Annotated in this window: 9 protein-coding genes, 3 tRNA genes and 2 pseudogenes; 3 read left to right on the top strand and 11 right to left on the bottom strand. The window is 24.4% G+C overall.

Features of this window, described 5'->3' with window-relative positions; genetic code table 11:
• Positions 1-936: 936 nt before the first annotated feature.
• Positions 937-2,634: an aspartate--tRNA ligase gene (aspS, locus tag C530_RS01120; RefSeq protein WP_014895117.1), complete on the bottom strand. Its 1,698-nt coding sequence runs from the start codon at positions 2,632-2,634 to the stop codon at positions 937-939.
• Between the two features lie 100 nt (positions 2,635-2,734).
• Between aspS and mgtE the strand changes: the two genes are divergently transcribed.
• Entirely contained in the window at positions 2,735-4,081 is a 1,347-nt protein-coding gene (mgtE, locus tag C530_RS01115; RefSeq protein ID WP_014895116.1) for a magnesium transporter, read from the top strand.
• Between the two features lie 32 nt (positions 4,082-4,113).
• On the opposite strand, the gene cls is transcribed toward mgtE, so the two are convergent.
• The 9 genes and pseudogenes from cls to aroE all read right to left on the bottom strand — a co-directional run bounded on the left by cls (position 4,114) and on the right by aroE (position 16,936).
• Positions 4,114-5,496 carry a cardiolipin synthase gene (cls, locus tag C530_RS01110; protein WP_014895115.1) on the bottom strand — a complete coding sequence of 461 codons (1,383 nt, stop codon included), beginning with the start codon at positions 5,494-5,496 and terminating at the stop codon, positions 4,114-4,116.
• Between the two features lie 11 nt (positions 5,497-5,507).
• Positions 5,508-6,649 (bottom strand): annotated as a pseudogene (gene clpX, locus C530_RS01590) (ATP-dependent Clp protease ATP-binding subunit ClpX).
• A 93-nt stretch (positions 6,650-6,742) separates the two neighbouring features.
• Positions 6,743-7,298: pseudogene (locus C530_RS01585) on the bottom strand (ATP-dependent Clp protease proteolytic subunit).
• A gap of 1,369 nt (positions 7,299-8,667) precedes the next feature.
• Positions 8,668-8,741, bottom strand: a tRNA-His gene (locus C530_RS01090).
• Position 8,742: 1 nt separating this feature from the next.
• A tRNA-Arg gene (locus tag C530_RS01085) sits at positions 8,743-8,816 on the bottom strand.
• Positions 8,817-11,077: 2,261 nt separating this feature from the next.
• Positions 11,078-11,151, bottom strand: a tRNA-Pro gene (locus C530_RS01080).
• Positions 11,152-11,155: 4 nt separating this feature from the next.
• Entirely contained in the window at positions 11,156-12,517 is a 1,362-nt protein-coding gene (gene cysS / locus C530_RS01075; RefSeq protein WP_014895113.1) for a cysteine--tRNA ligase, read from the bottom strand.
• Between the two features lie 1,994 nt (positions 12,518-14,511).
• Positions 14,512-16,113, bottom strand: coding sequence for a glutamine--tRNA ligase (glnS, locus tag C530_RS01070; protein WP_014895112.1), 1,602 nt, complete (start codon positions 16,111-16,113; stop codon positions 14,512-14,514).
• Positions 16,091-16,936: a shikimate dehydrogenase gene (gene aroE / locus C530_RS01065; RefSeq protein ID WP_014895111.1), complete on the bottom strand. Its 846-nt coding sequence runs from the start codon at positions 16,934-16,936 to the stop codon at positions 16,091-16,093. Before aroE ends, glnS begins: the two co-directional genes overlap by 23 nt.
• Before the next feature lie 24 nt (positions 16,937-16,960).
• On the opposite strand from aroE, the gene def reads away from it, so the two are divergent.
• Together def and glk are read left to right on the top strand one after the other, a co-directional pair.
• Positions 16,961-17,416, top strand: coding sequence for a peptide deformylase (gene def, locus C530_RS01060; RefSeq protein ID WP_014895110.1), 456 nt, complete (start codon positions 16,961-16,963; stop codon positions 17,414-17,416).
• A gap of 5 nt (positions 17,417-17,421) precedes the next feature.
• Positions 17,422-18,393 (top strand): glucokinase, encoded by a 972-nt coding sequence (glk, locus tag C530_RS01055; RefSeq protein ID WP_014895109.1) that lies wholly within the window; start codon positions 17,422-17,424, stop codon positions 18,391-18,393.
• On the opposite strand, the gene C530_RS01050 is transcribed toward glk, so the two are convergent.
• On the bottom strand, positions 18,390-19,760 hold the full coding sequence (locus C530_RS01050; RefSeq protein WP_014895108.1) for a glucose-6-phosphate dehydrogenase: 1,371 nt from the start codon (positions 19,758-19,760) through the stop codon (positions 18,390-18,392). The two genes, glk and C530_RS01050, sit on opposite strands and share 4 nt — an antisense overlap.
• Positions 19,761-19,980: the final 220 nt, after the last annotated feature.

Here is a 19,980-nt window from a genome sequence, read left to right as displayed (position 1 = left end):
TACTTCACAGCACACAAAACAAACACTCTATCCTTTTTACTTCACAACACTCAATATAAGACCTACAGCTTACACATATCTGATTTTTATTTTATATAACTTCCTTCTCATTACACCTATTATTAACAATTTACGGCAAACCTTTTTTATACTCCTCATTCTACATAACATTAACTTCTTTTCCATAATACACAACTATTTTTTTTCTATTACACACTACCTTTTTTTCCATACTATTTTTTTATTTTTCTTTATATAATACACAACTACTATTTTTTTATTTTTCTTTATATAATACACAACTACTATTTTTTTTCAGTACAACTTCTCTTTACCTTTTTAATAACATTCCACCTACTACACAACTTTTACAAACACCAAATCAACCTATCTAAAACCTAACTCATGTATTTTTTACAAACACACAATAATAACCAATCAACATATTATTATCCAAACAACACACACATTTATAACACTTTTTAATTTATTTCAACATTATATAACAAAACATACACCAAATTAAGAAACATAAAACAAAAAAGTATCTAAAACATTTTACCATTTTAATTAAAAGAACATAACACACAGCAAAAACAGTTTTAAACTACTAATATATATTCTATATACAAAAAATATTTAACTAACAAAATGCCAGCTAATAAAAATATAAGCAAGTACATATAACACATAACAGCAAACAAATACAATAAATAAGTTAAATAATATAACAATGAATGGAAAAAACAAAAGAAAAACATAAAATTAAACTAACTAGAAACAACTAACACAAATTAAAAAAAAACAAAAAACATATAGTAGCTAAAATAAAAAGAACAATTAACACATAAGCATAAAAAAGAAAACAAAAAAGGTACAAGTTATATTTTGAGCAAAAGTGAGATTAAGCCTATTATTGTAAAAAAAAACAAAAGGTTAAACAGATAAAGGACAAATAAACTTATTAGTTTTAGGAAAAGCAATAACATCTCTAATATTATCAGATTTTGTAAGTAACATTACTATACGATCTAAACCTAAAGCTAATCCACCATGCGGAGGTACACCAAATTTAAAAGCTTTTAAAAAGAAACCAAAATTATTATTAAGGGTTCTCTGTGTTAAACCTAATAGTTTGAATATTATTTTTTGAAGTTTATAATCATTTATACGAATAGATCCACCACCTAATTCAATTCCATTTATTATTAAATCAAAAGAATTAGCAAAAGCTTTTTCTGGATTATATATTATATCGTCTAACGTAGAAGTAGGTGCAGTAAATGGATGATGGTAAGATGTTAACGTTCCTACAATATCACGTTTAAACAAAGGAAAATTAACAACCCATATAGGAGCCCAAGCTTTGATATAAAGTTTTAAATCGTTTGCTATCTGTGTTATTAACACGGATAAAGAAGTATTTACAATGTTTATTGTATCAGCACAACAAAAAACTAGATCTCCATTTTTTAAATGCAATCTTTTTTTTAGGTTGTGTATTACTTCATCTGTTATATGTTTTAATATAGGAGATTGTAAACCATTTAAGCCTAAATTAATATTGTAAACCTTAATCCATATTAACCCTTTTGCACCATATAATTTAACAAAAGAAATATACTTAATAATCTGTTTAAGAGATAAACAAACACCACCTTTGAGTTTAATAGCAGCTATTCTATTGCATTGACTTGTTAGTTTTTGTAATTTATTAAGAAAAATACAAGTTAAACTTTGAGGAATAACATCTTCTATATCGGTTATTTTAATAGGAACTCTTAAATCAGGTTTATCTGTTCCATATTTGTTGATAGCATCTGTATACTTGATTATTTTAAAAGCTGATGAGAACGTAAAATGTAAAAGTTCTTTAAATAATGATTTAATCATTTTTTCAACTACATTAATTATTGCTTGTTTATTCATAAACGAAGTTTCTATATCAATTTGTGTAAATTCTGGTTGTCTATCAGACCGTAAATCTTCATCTCTAAAACATTTAGCAATTTGATAATATCTATCTAAACCTGAACACATTAAAATTTGTTTGTATATTTGAGGTGATTGAGGCAAAGCAAAAGTTTGTTTATGGCTTTGTATAATAAAAGTACGTGCTCCTTCAACAGTAATATTACTTAATATAGGCGTTTCGATTTCAATAAATTTATTAATATCTAAAAAACTTCTAATTTTATGAATTATTTGAGAGCGAATAAGTATTTTTTTTATATATTTCTTTTGCCGCAAATCTATATAACGAAATTTAAATCTTATTTCTTCTTTAATTTTTTTTTTAGCATATAACTTAAAAGGTAACTTTATGGATTTACTTAATAAGTTTAATTCTATTACAAATATATCTATCTTATTTGTAAAACCATCTTTTACAGGTCGTAATTTTATTAAACCTATTACTTTTATAATATATTCCGATTTGAGTTTTTTTGCTAACACAAAATTTGTAAAATCAAGCTTTTTAGAATCAATCACTAATTGAGTTCTACCATACATATCACGTAAATCTAAAAACAAAATGCCACCATGATCTCGTATTTTATTTACCCAACCGTATAACTTGACATATGAATTTAAAATTGTTTGATTGACTTTACCACAATAATTAATACGCATTTTTTTGTTTCCATAAATATATATTATGTTATATAATAGAATGAGTGTATGGACATATATATAAAATATATAAAAAAAAAAATATAAACAAGAGATATTAATGAAAAAAAATAATATTATTCCTAACTTATGGAAAGCTTTATCAAACAAAAATTATAAAGAAATAAAGAGTTTATTAAAATATTTTCGTTCAGCTGATATAGCTGAAATGATCTCACGTACATCAAATAAGTTAATAATACAGATATTAAATAGCCAAAGCTCAAAAAGAAAAGCTGATATTTTTTCTTATTTACCAAAAGATAAACAATTTGAAATTACTAAAGAACTAAATAATGAAGAGATAATAAAGATTTTTGTTAAAATGAATTCTGATGATAGTGCTGATGTATTTAACATGTTTGAACCAATACGTAGAGAAAATATTTTACGTAGTATGGCAAATAAAGTTAGAGAAAACCTTATAAAGCTGTCAAGTTATGAAGATGGAACTGCTGGTGCTATTATGACATCCAATTATGTTGTAATTCCTGAAAATATAACTGTTTTACAAGCATTAAACCAAATTAAACAAACAGCACCTGATGCTGAAACCATATATCAAATTTATGTGTTAGATCAGGATCAAAAATTAACTGGAACTTTATCATTACGGCAGATTATTTTAGCTAATCCTATTGCTTTAATAAAAGATTTAATGATAAAAGATGTAATATATGTTCATACAAATTCAAAACAAGAATATGTAACAAAAATGATTTCACATTATGATTTTTTAGCAATTCCTGTAATTAATTCTGAACATAAATTAGTAGGTATAATAACATATGATGATGCTATGGATGTTGTTGAAAGAGAAACAACAGATGATTTTCATAAATCAGGCAGTGTAGGTACTTTAGAATATAACATTGTTCGTACTAACTTATTGACATTATATAGTAAGCGTATTTTTTGGTTAGTTTTATTAATTTTTGGTAATTTATTTTCTGGAGCTGGAATTGCAAAATATGAAGATACTATTTCTTCTAAAATATCTTTGGTTTTTTTCTTACCATTATTGATTGGCAGTGGGGGTAATGCTGGATCACAAGCATCTACTCTTATGATAAGAGGTTTAGGCACAGGAGAAATAAACATAAAAGATTGGGCTAAATTAATGAGTAAAGAATTATTAGTTTCAGGAATATTAGGTATCACAATGGCCATAGTGATATTTCCAATTGGGTATATTCGAGGAGGAATAGAAGTTGCATATTCTGTAGCGATTAGTATGATAATTATTGTAATAATAGGTAGTTTACTCGGCATGTCATTACCTTTTTGTTTAAATCGACTAGGATTTGATCCAGCTGCTGCTAGTGCTCCTTTTGTTGCTACTTTATGTGATTCACTAGGCGTTTTAATTTTTTTTTCTATAGCGACAATAATACTTAATGTAAAATAAAAGTCTGGTAGTTAGTTACTGTATTTATAGCATTATTGTATTGGTGAAGCTAAAAAAGCTGATTTTGAGAGTAATTTGTTTATTAAAGAGCGACAATTTATTTCATTTAAATGTATTAAATTACAATATAATAAATCTTGTTGTAACATGTACTTAACATCTTTAGCAAAATCACCATCAATTATATATGCTGTTATTTCAAAATTTAATCTAAAAGATCTATTATCTAAGTTTATAGTTCCTACTGAAGCTGTATGATTATCTATTAACATAACTTTTTGATGTAAAAAACCTTTTATATATTTATAAAATTTAACTCCAACTCTTATTAATTCAGAAAAATAACTAAAAGTAGATAAATAAACAAATAAATGATCTGTACGTTCCGGTATAATTATTTTAACATCTACACCTCTTAGTGCTGCTAATTTTAATGAATCTATTACACTTTGATCTGGAATAAAATAAGGACTAGTTATCCAAAATCGTTGTTTTGCTATATTTATTGAATTTTGAATTAATAGGCTGGCATTATTTCTATTATTAATAGGACCACTAGGTACAACAATTATATGTTTTTTTTTTATGTTTGATAAGATTGGTTTCCAATTTAAATTATGTATTTTAGTATCTGTACTCCAAAACCAGTCTTCTAAAAAAATTTCTTGTAAGCATAATACACTAGGCCCAATTATATGTAGATGTGTATCTCGCCAATATCCTATTTGTTTATTTATACCTAAATATTCATTACCAATATTTAATCCACCTATCCAGGCCTCTTTACCATCTATTAAAATTAACTTTCTATGATTACAAAAATTTATTTTTAAAAGATTTTTCCATCCTTTACAAAAACCAAACTTAAACAAGTTAATTCCTGCTTTTTTAAATTCTTTTATAAAGCTTTTTGATAAATTGTGACTACCTATTTGATCATAAATAACAAAAATATTAACACCCTTTTTTGCACTATATATTAAACTGTTTTTTAATTCTTGACCTATTTTATCATTTTTTATTATAAAAAATTGAATTAAAATATATTTTTTTGCTCTTTTTATACCATCAAACATACTTTTAAATGTAATATACCCATTTATTAATAATTTGACAAAGTTTGATTGTGTCAAAGGCATACTTGATAACTTTTCTACTACTTGTACATTACAATTTATAGTGAAAGTGTTTTTGAACTTTTTAATATGTAAACTATTTTTTTTTATTAAGTATCCACAAAAATTAGGACAAGATAATAGCCAAAACATAGGAATAGAAAAATACGGAACAGTTATTAACGATATTAACCAAGCAATAGCACTTTGCGGCGTTCTACTCATAAATAAAGCTATTATTATCGAACTTAGTAAAAAACAAAATAATATTATATTCAAAAAAGTTTTTATATATTTCATATAAATTATGGTTAAGTTTTTTTATAAAATAATAAATGTTGTTGTTTCCCTAATATTACCTTTTCATTTATAATGACTTTAATTACATTGTTGTTTGAGGGCAGTTTTAACATGGTTTCTAGTTTATATTATATAACGTAATCCTCTTGCACCATTTTCTATCAATATAGCTTTGTTTACGATAGCTTTAAGTGCTTTATTATTTAAATGCAAATAAACACAATCAAGATCAAACAAGCATGAATATTGCTGTAATAATGAAAATTTAGAATTCGTTAAAATTATTAATAAATCAACTTTATTTAATTCCTTTAAAGTAACTAGATTTTGTAATTTACCAAATTTTTCATGAATTAAACCTAATGTTATAAAATCTTCATTATTAACATATTTAAGAATATCACCTATATTTTTATTTGTTTTAAATTTTGAATTTTAACCAATTCTTTTATTTTCTTTATTCTTTATGATTTTTTCTATTCCTAAAAAAGCTCCCCCAACAATAAATAAAATATTTTTTGTATTTACTTTTATACATGCTTGTTGAGGGTGTTTTGTTAATCCCTTAGGGGGTGCTATTGTTCCTTCTATTTATTTAAGTCTAACTTGTTGTACAGTTATTTGTGTTACATCTCTTGTAATAGACATATTTTATGATTTTTTCATCAATATATACAATACAATTTTGGGCTTTATCTATATTATAATCACATTTTTGCAATAAATTTTGAATTATTATCTCTACATCGTCTCCTACATAACATGCTTCTGTTAAAGATGTTGCATCAGCAATTGTGAAATGAACCAGAAGTAATAAAGCTAACGTTTCTGCAAACAATGTTTTTACTGTACCAGTTTGTCCTATTAATAAAATATTGCTTTTTTTTTTGTTAAGTTTCTTATATTTTAAGCGATGAATTTAAACGGCTACTGATAAGACTAATTTTGCTCTTTTTTGACCTATTATATATTTATCTAAACAGTTATAAAATATTTTCGGTTTTGGTAAAACAAATTCAAATTCTACATTTCTTGTTTCTTCCTTAAAAACTTCATTACATAAATCTATACATTCATTACAAATATATATTGACTTCCCTGCTATAAATTTCTTAACTTCTGCTTGTGGTTTTTCACAAAAAGAACAATATATTTTTTTTCATCCTTATATTTCATAATACTTTACCTTCATAAATTTTAAACCTTGTTGTAACTATGTTTTTACCAATTAATAAATTAAGCTGTTTTATCTATTTGTTATTAGATAATCAATTATTCCATAATTTAAAGCCATTTTAGCATCCATAAAGTTATTACGATCTGTGTCAATCTTTATTTTTTCTATATTTTGACCTGTATTTTGAGATAAAATCTTATTAAGTTTTGTTTTTATAGATATTATTTCTTTTGTATGTATTTCTATATCACTAGCTTGACCTTTTTTCTTTACGTTTGGTTGATGTATCATTATTCTTGCATTTTGTAAACAAAACCGTTTTCCTTTATTTCCTCCGCTTTTAATAATTGCCGCCATACTAGCTGCTTGTCAAATACAAATAGTTGCTACATCAGGTTTTACATATTGCATAGTGTCATATATCGACAACCCTGTTGTTACAATACCACATGGAGAATTTATATATAAATTAATATCTTTCTTTGGATTCTCATACTCCAAAGATAATAATTGTGCTACAATTAAATTCGCTTTGTTATCTTCAATATTACCTACTATAAAAATTATACGTTCTTTTAAAAGCCGCATACGACACATCCCCTCTAATATTATTATCAATAATTATTGGAACCTAATTGTCTTTTATAAACTTATAATAATTCATCATTTTTACGCCTTACTCCTTTGTTTGTTGTTTTTTTTTAGTGTTTTGTTATTTCTTTGTTAGTTAAATTTTGTGTTTATGTTTTGTGTTCTAAGCTTTTTTTTACATCTGTTTTTGTTATATTTGTTTTATATCCTTTTGCTATTTAAATGCTGTTAGAGTTTCTATTTGTTTTTGTCATGTTTTTCTGTCATTATATAACTTATTTTTAGAGCTTATATGTTTTAATTTATTATAAGTTGTTCTTTTTTCTTCCTTTGCTTTTTTTGCTAGATTTTTTATTTTGAGGTTAGTTGTTTTGTTAGAGGTTTATTTATTTGAGTTTAGTTTTTGTTTTATTTATTTATAAGCGGTTATATGTTAATTATTATTTTTTAGGTTATATGTTTTGTTGTTATTAGTTTTTAGAGTTTAGATGTTTTTTTGATTTGTTAGTTATTTGTTTTTAGAGGTTTGTGTTGTTTTTTGTTTTCTTTTTTGAGTTTTGAGTGTCTGCTAGATGTTGCTTTTTAGAGTTTAGAGATTTAATGGTTGCTTTTATTATCTGTTTGTTTTATATGTTATTGGTTTATAGGTGATGGGTTATTAGAGTTTTTTATTTCTTTGTTAGAATGTGTTGTTTTAGAGTTTATATGTTATTGTTTTTGAGGATGTTTTTAAGATGTTAGATGTTAGATGTTAGATCTTGTTGTTCTTGAGTTTTCTTGTAATATGTAATATGTAAGATGTTTTATGTTTGATGTTTGATGTTGTTGATGTTGTTGTTGTTGTTGTTGTTATTGAGGATGTTTAAAAGATGTTAGATGTTGTTGATGTAAGAGTTGAGTTTGTTATTGTATTTGAGGATGTTTTTAAGATGTAAGTGTTCTAAAAGTTGTTGTTGTTAATATTTGTTTTTATAAAGTATATGGTATGTTTGTTGTTGTTAACAATTTTGTTTCTTGTTTTTGTAAATCATATGTTATGTTTTAATATATTATATATATAGTAAATATAAATGGGTATTTAAGATGTTGTTTTACTATCATATGTTTGCTTTTAGTTTATATATGATATGCTAACTATGTTATATTATACGCTATGTGTTGTTAAATTTTAAGAAAGGTTATTGTGGTTTGCTAAATATAATGTGTTTGTATTATTATAAATTATTTAAAAGGTTAGTTAGTGTAGTTTTGATTTGTATTTATTTTAACAAAAAAAGAATTGTTGTATTAGTAATAACAGTTTTATAGATTGTTTAAAGATTGTATTATTAATTGTAAAAAAAAACTAATATATTAGTGGTTAGTGGATGGTGTTTAGTGGTTAGTGGTTAGTGGTTAGTGGATGGTGGATGATGGGTTTTGAACCCACGACACCCGGAGCCACAATCCGGTGCTCTACCACTGAGCTACACCCACCATGCGTCCAGCAGGACTTGAACCTGCAACCTACGACTTAGAAGGCCGTTGCTCTTTCCTATTGAGCTATGGGCGCTATAACTATAACTATAACGGTTACGGTTACGGTTATTCAAACAATATTACGTATATAACTAATTGTGCTGCACATATACTACATTCGTTAACGATATACAAAATTTATGTATACGAAACAAATCAGTTCTTACATTATTGTATACTTACACCAATATACCTTAATAAACTGGTTTATGCTTTTTGTTTACCGTTTGTTGTTTCTTATCTTCTTTTTTCTGCTTTACTTTTTTTTATTTTTTACATTTTTGAAACTTTATGCTGTATGTTTTTATTTTTTATGCTTAAATTATTGTTGTATATATATATTTCTATGTTGTTATGTAAAATGTTTAGTGTAATATATTGATATTAAAGAGGCTGTATTATACATGTTTTTGTAAGTTAAATTAGTAAGTGTTAAAAGATTTGTTTTAAAGATTTTATAGTTAGTAGTAAGGTTAAATTTAAATATTAAAGGCTGTATAATAAATGAAATTGTATGTTAAATGCTTTATGGTTAGTGTTTTGTGGTTAATGTTTATACTGTATGTTTATTTAAATTTTGTTTCATAGTCTTTATATAAAAGCATTTATTTTACTTAACATCTAACATCTTACATCTTTTTTACTAATACAAAAAAAGCAATAGTTAAACAAAATATAAAAAACTTTTTAACAAAACAAGCTATTCACAAAACATAAAACTAATTTCTTTCCTTCTTTTAGTATACAACTCTTTTACTTTTCATAGCAAAACCACACACAACAAACTTTTTTCTTTTAAACGAACAACCAAATATTTTTTATATAAGGTCCCTTTTACACCAAACCAATTACATAACACCTTTACCCTTTTACACCAAACCAATACCTAACCATTCATCAAAACACATAACAACAACCATCTAACCACGAATCTTTTAACATAACATAACAAATTAATCATAAAACAATTACTTTACACAACTACTTATTGCATAACAAGTACTTTAATACCTATTCTACACAAATTACAACAAATATTTTTCAAACCATGAAAGTTAACTAAACTAAAACACAAACCATATCAACTAAATACTAACCCAATTTACCTTACACCAAAACATATAGCATATAGTCATTTTCTATAAAACCAATTAGAGCTTTTAACAACTATACATACACATATAAATAAATTCCATCAAAACCATAAAACTTTTCTACTAGCATAGTCATTTTACCAACCTAACTTTTTCGAACAACACCTTTAACACTTACCATCTAACCTACCACATAACACCTTACTCCTACCTTCTAACTCTTAACAGCAATTCTACTCTTATATCCATATAACACTTACTTTATACAGCATAATACCTTACACCTATCATCATCACACATACAACTTTTTTCACCCAACATCAACGCACTAACCACCTAACTGCATTACATATAACCTAACTGCAATCCCCCTATTTCTACAAACCACATACCATCAACACACCAAACAACTTTAACTTTTTCATTTTTATATAACTCTTACTTTTTTCTACATAACAAATTACCATCCACATCAACTAACATAACACCTTTCCATCTATACACCATACACATACTACCTTTTTATATAACAATTCTCTATTTATATAGCACATAACAGCAATACAAAAACATTATATATAACATCAAAAAGAAATAAACTAAACAGCAACACACAAAGCCTTTAAACATAACTCATTAACAGCATCAAAAAGAAAAAAACACACAAACAACATTTACACAAAACATTATAAATACACAAAGCCTTAAAACATAACAAAAAATCTTATAACATTATCATTATTAACAGTTTAACTACTTTTAGTATAACACAAATACTTTAAACATAAGAATTAACAGCAATACACAAAGCCTTAAAACATAACAAATACCAGCAACACATAAAGCAAATCATTTAAACCGAAATAAAATAACAGAAAGACATAAAGCAACTACTTTTAACATAACAAATAACAGCAACACATAAAACAAATAACAAATAAAAAAAAACATAAAATACCAGAGCTTTAACTAGTAACCACAAGCAAAAAAAACATAAAAATTAACAGCAAAACACATAAAACACCAGAACTGAATAAGCCAAATAAAATAATTAAATACCATAACAAAAAACAAAATGCAAAGATGCTAAAAACTAAAGCATAAAGTATAAAGTATAAAAAAAAGCTAAAATTAACAGATAAAAAAAAAAACTAAAACATAAGCAAAAAAAAAAGAAGTCATATCTCGTCTCGTATCGTATCGGAGTAGAGGGATTTGAACCCACGACAGCCTGCTCCCAAAGCAGGTGCGCTACCAGACTGCGCTATACTCCGTATTTTAACGATTTAACCAAAAAGTTCTTTTTATTGTATCTTGAATTAAAATATCAAATACAGTTAAAGATATTCGTAACTTATCTGATTGTAAGAAGTTTGTTTCTTTTTTATAAATATTCCGTTTTAAAATCAAAGATCCAACTTTATTAATATTGAATAATATTTGTGGTTTAAATTTTTTTAATGACTTTAAAATTCCTAGTATTTTACCTAAACGTATTAATTCAAAACACAAACTTTGAGATTTTTTGATTTTACCTAACTTAAAAGCTTTTTTTGTTTTATATAATAAGTTAAATAGTATTGAAATTGCTTTTACTGTATTGAAATCGTTTTCTAACGCTAAAATTATTTGATTGTAAAATACATTATTATATTTTTGTCTTTTTGGTGTTATACATATTATTTTATATAAAATATGGTTTAATAAATTTAAAACAATATCTAATTGATCAATAGTAAAATTTATTGACTTTCTATAATGAGTTATAAGAAAAAAAAAATTAATTACTTCATTATTATATTTTATTATAATATAACGTACTAATATAGTGTTGTGTAAAGATTTAGACATTTTTTTGTTATTTACATTTAAATGACCTGAATGTACCCATAGATTTACATGGGGTTTACAAAACAATAATTCACTTTGAGCTTTTTCATTTTCATGATGGGGAAAAATCAAGTCTAAACCGCCACCATGTATATCAAACTTATTACCCAAATATATCTTTGATAGCACTGAACATTCAATATGCCATCCTGGAAAACCAACACTCCATGGAGAGGCCCAACCAAATTTGTATTGTGATTTTTTCCATAAACTAAAATCTAATTTATATTTTTTATATCTAGAAAACTTTTTACTTAAAAAAAAATTTAAGTTTTTTATGGTTTGATTACTTAACATACCATATAATTTATGTGTTTTTATTTTAAAAAACACATTACCTTTTTTTATATAAGCAAAATCATTTTTAAGTAATTTATTTATATAATAAATGATTATATTTTTATAATCACTCACTTTAGGCTCACAATCAGGAGCCAATAACCCTAGTTTTTTTTCATCTTTATGTATTGAATTAATAATTCTTTGTGTTAAATTTTTTGTATTTTCATTCGTTTTAATAGATTTCTTTATAATTTTTTTATCAATATCTGTTATATTTCTTATATACTTTAGTATGTAGCCTCTATGTTTTAAATATTTATAAAAAAAATAAAATATAAACATATTCCTTCCATGACCAATATGACAATAATCATATACCGTACTGCCACATACATATATTTTTAATTTATTTAAGTTTATAGGTACTAATAATTCTTTATTTTTCTTTAATGTATTATAAATATACAAGTCTACACCTCCTTTACCTTCTTTTTAACTATCTATTTTAAGTCTACTTACAAATTCAAACTCAATTTTCTGTTATATGTTCATTTTTTTTTATAAATTACTTTGTATTTAAACAGAACTCTTTCATCAATTTTCTTATTATTATCAATTCAACATATTTTTCTTTTAACACTTAATAATCTCACTTATGCTATTTTAAATACACACACCTAACTTACCCTTTTTACGTCTATACAACTGTTATCTTTAGCTGTAAACTTCAAACCTTTAACCATCAACTCTTTCCTTCAACTTTCCACAATATAAAACTACTTAACTAACTTTAACAAAACACCAAACACATACATATACACAATTTTCCTATTAACAAAACACAAACCCTTTTTTTACACCTACCATTTAAACAACATAAAACAAACCTCTAACAGATAAAAAAACAATTAACAACTATTTTCAAAACTCTAATAACTAACAGATAAACTTTTACCAACTAACCACAATTCATCTAACAAATTACCATTTTAACCTTTAACCTTTATCCTTTTACAACAAAACACATAGCACCTACCATCAAACTTCTTTTTTCAAGCTTACAAAACAACTAACAAACCTCTTTTTTCAAGCTTACAAAACAACCAACAAACCTCTTTTTTCAAGCTTACAAAACAACCAACAAACCTCTTTTTTCAAGCTTACAAAACAACCTCTAACCTTTTTATATCCTTCTTCTTCTTTTTTTAACTTGGTTATTTCTTCTATACAACTCTATTCTTCTTCTTTCTATATTTAACAACAATTTTATTAAGAACAAAACAATAATCCTCTTACCACAAACCTACTAACAATTTAACAACTAAATAACCCCTTTTACAACCATCTTATAACTAAGCTCTAACTACAAACTACAAAACCCCAAAACTCTATCAGCTAATAACAACTACTAACAATCCTCTATCAATTAACAACTCATCATTTTACACCAAACCTCTATCAACGAATAAACAACATTTCTTTTTTTTATAACCAACAACTAAACAACCATTAATCAAATATCTATGCTCTAACAACTAACAACTAACAAACCATTTTTAATAACATTACAACAAACATCAACATCTATAACAACCAAACAATAATTTTTATAAAATCTACAAACAAAACAACTAATAACTTAACAGCAAACCTCAAATAAATAACAACTAATAACTTAACAGCAAATATCAAGACTCTAAACTCTAATAACTAAACAACTATCAATAAACCTCTTTAACAACATTTTAATATTACAACATACATCTAAAAATATAAACTCTAATAACTAAACAACTACTAACCATCAAAAATTATACACTCAAATTACAAATCAACAAGTTTTAAACGGCTAACAACTAAACATCAATCGATACTTAAACAAACAAAGTTTTAGTAAAAACAACAATCAAAATAAACAAAACTAATAACCAAAAATAAGTAAACCAATAACAACAAGCACTTATTATTATCTAACAACTTTAAAAAAACAACAACTTAATAATAAAAAAGAAACAACTTTTAAGCAAGAATTAATCATTAAATACCAAACTTCTAAGAAACTAACATCTAAACACTAAAATTTTTAAAATCTAATCTCTAACAACTACAACTTTTCTAAACTCTAACAAAAAAGAATTTACTGCAAAATCATTAATATAACAACATTTAAAAGCTTTTAAATAACAAATTTTCAATTAATATAACCATGACAAACCACAAATCAAACAAATAGCAAATAAGTACTAAATACTAAAGCATAAATCTAACAAACAACTACTAAATCATTTCATTTCTTTAGCATAACTTTTATAAAGTTAAAACCTAAAAACTAAATAAACAAACATCTATCTACTAATCTAACATCTAAAAAACAAACCTCTAAACTCTAAATAATCAAAGCAACCTCTAATAAAAAAGAAAAGATTTTAAAGCAGAAAACACAGCAAAAAAAACAAAAAATATTAAATAAAAGTTTTAAGACTTATAATCTCATTAAAAACAAAATTAGTTTTATTAAAATCATATCTATCAGCACAAAAAAAACCAATTCGTTCGAATTGTACTCTTGTTTCAGGTTTAATATGAGAAAAAATAGGTTCACCAATAGAATCTGTAAAAAAGAAAGAATTGTTATTAACAATATTTTTGTGTAATAAAGTGTTATAAAGACGTATTAGTACAGGAACAGAATGTTTAACACTTACCCAATGAATGACTCCTTTTAAAATTTTTCCTTCAAGGTTTTTATGTTTACTATTTAGATAAACAATACCCTGTATTTCTTTTATCTGTTCATTTTTAAAAAAAACAAATTTTTTACATTTTATTATATATGAATGCCGCAAACGTACATTTTTTCCTTTAGATAATCTAAACAAATTTTGTTTATTATTAAAATCTTTTAAATCAATCCAAATTTCTCTATTAAAATACATACTTCTAGCACCCATTTCTATAAACGGATGATTTTTAACGGTAATTATTTCTTCATAATCTACAATTAAATTTGTTAATATTAATTTTATTGGATTTATTACACACATTACTCTAATAACTTTGTTTTCTAAATCCGAACGGATAGCATAATATTGCAAATGAATGTCTATGTTATTATTTGATCTTGTTATTCCAGTTATTTTGCACAAATTCTTTAATGATGTCGGTGTATAGCCTCTACGTCTCATTCCAGAAATAGTTGATAATCTAGGATCATCCCATCCAAAAATAAAGTTTTTATCTATCAACAATTTAATTTTTCTTTTAGAAGTTAATGAGAAGCTTATATTCATTCTAGAAAACTCGATTTGTTTTGGATATTTAAAATAGTCATTAAAAATATTTTTAAGAAACCATTGATATAAATATCTATTAGTTTCAAATTCTAATGTACATATTGAATGTGTAATGCCTTCTAGCATGTCAGATTGACCATGTGTAAAGTCATAAGATGGATATATTTTCCAATAATTTCCAGTTCTATAATGATAAACGTTTATAATCCGATACATTATAGGGTCTCTTAAATTTATATTTTTAGAATTCATATCAATTTTTGCACGCAACACTTTTTTACCTTCTTTAACAAAACCCTTATACATTTTTTTAAAAAAAAATATATTATCTTTTATATTACGCTTTCTGTAAGGACTATTATATCCAACTGACTTAAAATCACCTCTATATTGTTTTATTTCTGATATAGATAAATCATCAATATAAGCCTTACCTTGTTTAATTAATAATAACGCCCATTCAAATAATTTATTAAAGTAATTAGAAGCATAATTAATATTTTTTAATTTTAATCCTAACCAATGTATATCTTCTAAAACAGAAGTAATATATATTTTATTTTCTTTGATAGGATTCGTATCATCAAAGCGAATATAACAATTTCCATTTAAAACTTTTGCTAAACTACAATTTACCCATATTGATTTAACGTGACCCAAATGTAAACAACCATTGGGTTCGGGAGAAAACCTAGTAATAAAGTTTTTTTTAAACAAACTTCTAAATTTACTGTCTTTACTAAGATAATCAATAATATTTTTTTTTATCATTATTATTTAACAAATTTCTTATTTTTTTATGTAAGTTTTTTATTTTAGGACGTATATTATTTAATAAAAAATACGTTTCAGCAGCTTGTTCAATTAACATACCTAAACCATCATATATTTTTGCATTATTATTTTTTGCAAACTTTAAAAACTTGGTAATATATTTTGAATACATTAAATCATATGCTATTGTAGTTTTAAAAGCATTGTTATTAAAATTTATTTTATCCTTTTTAATACTTAGACTTGTACCATTAATGATAACATCAAAAGCATTTTTATTTTTTAGTTCATCATACGAACAAAATTGAATTATATTTTTTAAATTAAATCTATTTCTTATATCTTTACATTTTAATAATGTCCTATTAACTAAATATATTTTATTTGGACCTAAATCTAAAACTTGTTGTATTACACTGTTAACTGCACCTCCAGCTCCCAATAAAAGAATACGTTTATTTAATAAATTTATGTTCAAACGATTTAAATCTCTTATTAAACCTACTCCATCTGTTGTATCTCCAAATATATTTTTTTTATTTATTATTAAAGTATTTACTGCTCCTGCAATTTTTGCTCTATAAGACAATTTATTAGCTAGTTTAATTGCATATTGTTTATATGGTATTGTAATATTGACACCTATACCACCACAGATAACAAATTTAATCCATTCTTTTTTTAATAAAATTTTATTTCTTATATTTATAGCTTTATAATATAAACAAATATTGTTTTTTTTACCAAAAGAATTGTGTAATATAGGAGACATAGAATGTTTTATTGGTTTACCAAAAACACAACTAATTTTTTTTTCCATTTTATTAATAACCTATCAAAGTATATGAATATTTTAAAATACCCAGATAAACGTCTTAAATTTATAGCCAAACCAATTAAACTTATAAATTATAAGATAAGAACTTTAATCTTTAAAATGCTAAATACTATGTACGCACATAACGGCATTGGATTAGCAGCTACACAAATAAACAAACATATCAGAATCTTTGTTATGGACATTAGTAAAAATTCTAATCAACCATTAATAATAATTAATCCAAAATATATCTATGTAAGTACAACATATAAAAAAGTCAAAGAAGGGTGCTTGTCTATACCTAATTATTTTGAATATATTTATAGATCTATTAATATTATTATAAAAGCAATAGATATAAATGGTAATAAATTTATTATAAATGCTTCTGGTTTACTTTCACAATGTATACAACATGAGATAGATCATTTAAATGGTAAGTTATTAATAGATAATTTATCAAACAAACAAAAAGGATAACATATATGAATCATTTAGCATTAGTAGGTGATATAGGCGGAACGAATGTTCGTTTAGCTTTAGCTTTAGTATCAACAAATCAATTAAAATTATATAAAATAAAAATATTTAAATGTATTAATTATCTAAATGTTTATGAAGTTATAAAACAATATATTTCTTTAGTTGGTTGTGATTATCCTAAACAAGCTTGTTTAGCGTTTGCTTGTCCTGTTTACTCTAATTTTATAAAAATGACAAATAATTCTTGGACAATAGCAAAATATGAATTAAAACATAAACTGAACTTACAAAAGTTAAAAATAATCAACGATTTTACTGCGATAGCCTTAGGGTTGACTCATATTCAAGCAAAAGATTTGTATAAACTTGGATACGGAAAAACTAATAATAATAGTAATAAAATTTTAATAGGACCTGGAACTGGATTAGGAATTGCCGGTTTAATTCATACTAAAAATTCATGGATCCCATTTTCTGGGGAAGGGGGTCATATCAGTTTTGCGCCAATTGATAACTTTGAAGTATATATTTTAAATTGGTTTCAAAATAATTATAAGCGTGTTTCTATTGAACGCATACTTTGTGGACAAGGAATAGTAGATTTATATTATGCACATGTTAATTATTATATTAACCACTCTTATAATGTTTTAACAACGCCTGATGCCATTACAAAAGCAGCTTTAAAAAAAAACGATCCTTTAGCATATAAAACTATTTTGATGTTTTGTAAACTATTAGGTCATGTAACAGGTGATATGGCGTTAACTTTAGGAGCTAAAGGAGGAGTGTATTTATGTGGAGGAATATTACCTAGAATCATAAAAATCTTAGATAATAGTGATTTTCGTAATTCTTTTGACAATAAAGGAAGAATGAGTTTTTATAATAAAGAAATTTCAACTTGGTTAGTTAAATCTAAATGGATAGGTTTATTAGGGTCAGCTGATGCTTTGTTTAATAACAAACTTTAACCAATAGGACCCCATGTAAAAGATTTATAATAAAATATAGGAATATTTTTTTGTTTCCAAATATGTATAACTTTATCTATCCACCTCCATGAATAATCTATTTCTTCTTTGCTAACAAACCAATCTTGTTTTCCTTTTATAACCTCTAAAATTAAAAAATCATATGAATCTAAGTAGTTATTCTTATTTAAAGACATTTGCTTTATTTTGAACTTATTTAAATTTATATCTTCTTTGGGTTGTAAATTAATAATCAATTTATTATTTAAGTCATTATTCAAACTATTTTTTTTTAAATATATTTTTATTTGTGATAATTTTTGTTTTAACCTTTTTCCTGACATTAAAAAAAAAGGAATACCATACCAATGAAAATTATTTATTTTTGTTTTTATATAAATAAATGTTTCCGTTGATGAATTTTTATTTGAATTTTTTTCTTCAAGATATCCATTAAAAATTTTGTTTTTAAATTTGTTTGAAATGTATTGCCCATACTTTATATCAACCGTTAAAAAACTATTATTTAAATCTTTTAATATTTTAATTTTTTCTTTATATATATTTTTTACACTAATTTGTTTTGTTTTTGGTATGCAAATAGTTATCATCGATAATAATTGTATTAAATGATTTTGTACCATATCTCGTAATTGGCCTGTTTTATCAAAATATCCCCACCTGTCTTCAATACCTAAATGTTCTGCTAAATTGATAACAATATGTGTAATGTATTTTTTCTTCCATAACATATAAAAAACAGGATTTAAAAATCTTAAAGACAATAAATTTTTTACTTGTCTTTTTCCTAAATAATGATCTATACGAAAAATAGATCTTTCAAAATAAATATTGTTAATATAATTATTTATATTTATTGAACTTTTTAAATTACAGCCGATGGGTTTTTCTAATATGATTTTAGCTGTTTTTGTTAACTGTTTATTTAAATTCAGATATTTACATATTATTTTAAATATGTTGCTAGATACTGCAAAGTAAACTAATTTTGATAAGTTATTTTTTAGGTTCTGGTTCTGGTTCTGGTTCTTTATGAATTTAAAATGTGTTAGAGTAGTAAAATCTATGTTTAAATAATATAAACAGTTTATAAAGTTAATAAGTTTTACTAAATCTCTTTTATTGTTAATATAGTTAGCTTTGATTAATCTTTTATAAATGGTATATCTAAATGTGTTTAATGTTTCAACTTTTCGTGCTAAACATAAAATATTAATTTTTTTATTTATTATATTCTTTTTATATAATATAAATAGTGAATTATATAATTTTCTTAATGCTAAATCTCCTAATGCCCCAAACATGATTAAACTTAAACTTGTTATATTCTTTACAATTATTTTCATAAACATCATCTCCTAAAAAAAATAAATATTATTATATTATAATTATCTAAAATAATAAAGATTATGGAGATTAGTTCTATGTTAAACTTTTTCACACATAAACCACAAAACAAAAAGTCCACAAAAAGACATAATGAGCAATCCACTAAACCACAACAGAAACTATTAATCATTAACAAAAACAAAATCAACATAATTGCTAAAACTAAAATAGAAAACA

Source organism: Candidatus Portiera aleyrodidarum BT-B-HRs (assembly GCF_000300075.1).
GTDB lineage: Bacteria > Pseudomonadota > Gammaproteobacteria > Johnevansiales > Johnevansiaceae > Portiera > Portiera aleyrodidarum.
Note: the sequence above shows the minus strand (reverse complement) of the source record. Positions and strands in the feature narration are given on the sequence as shown.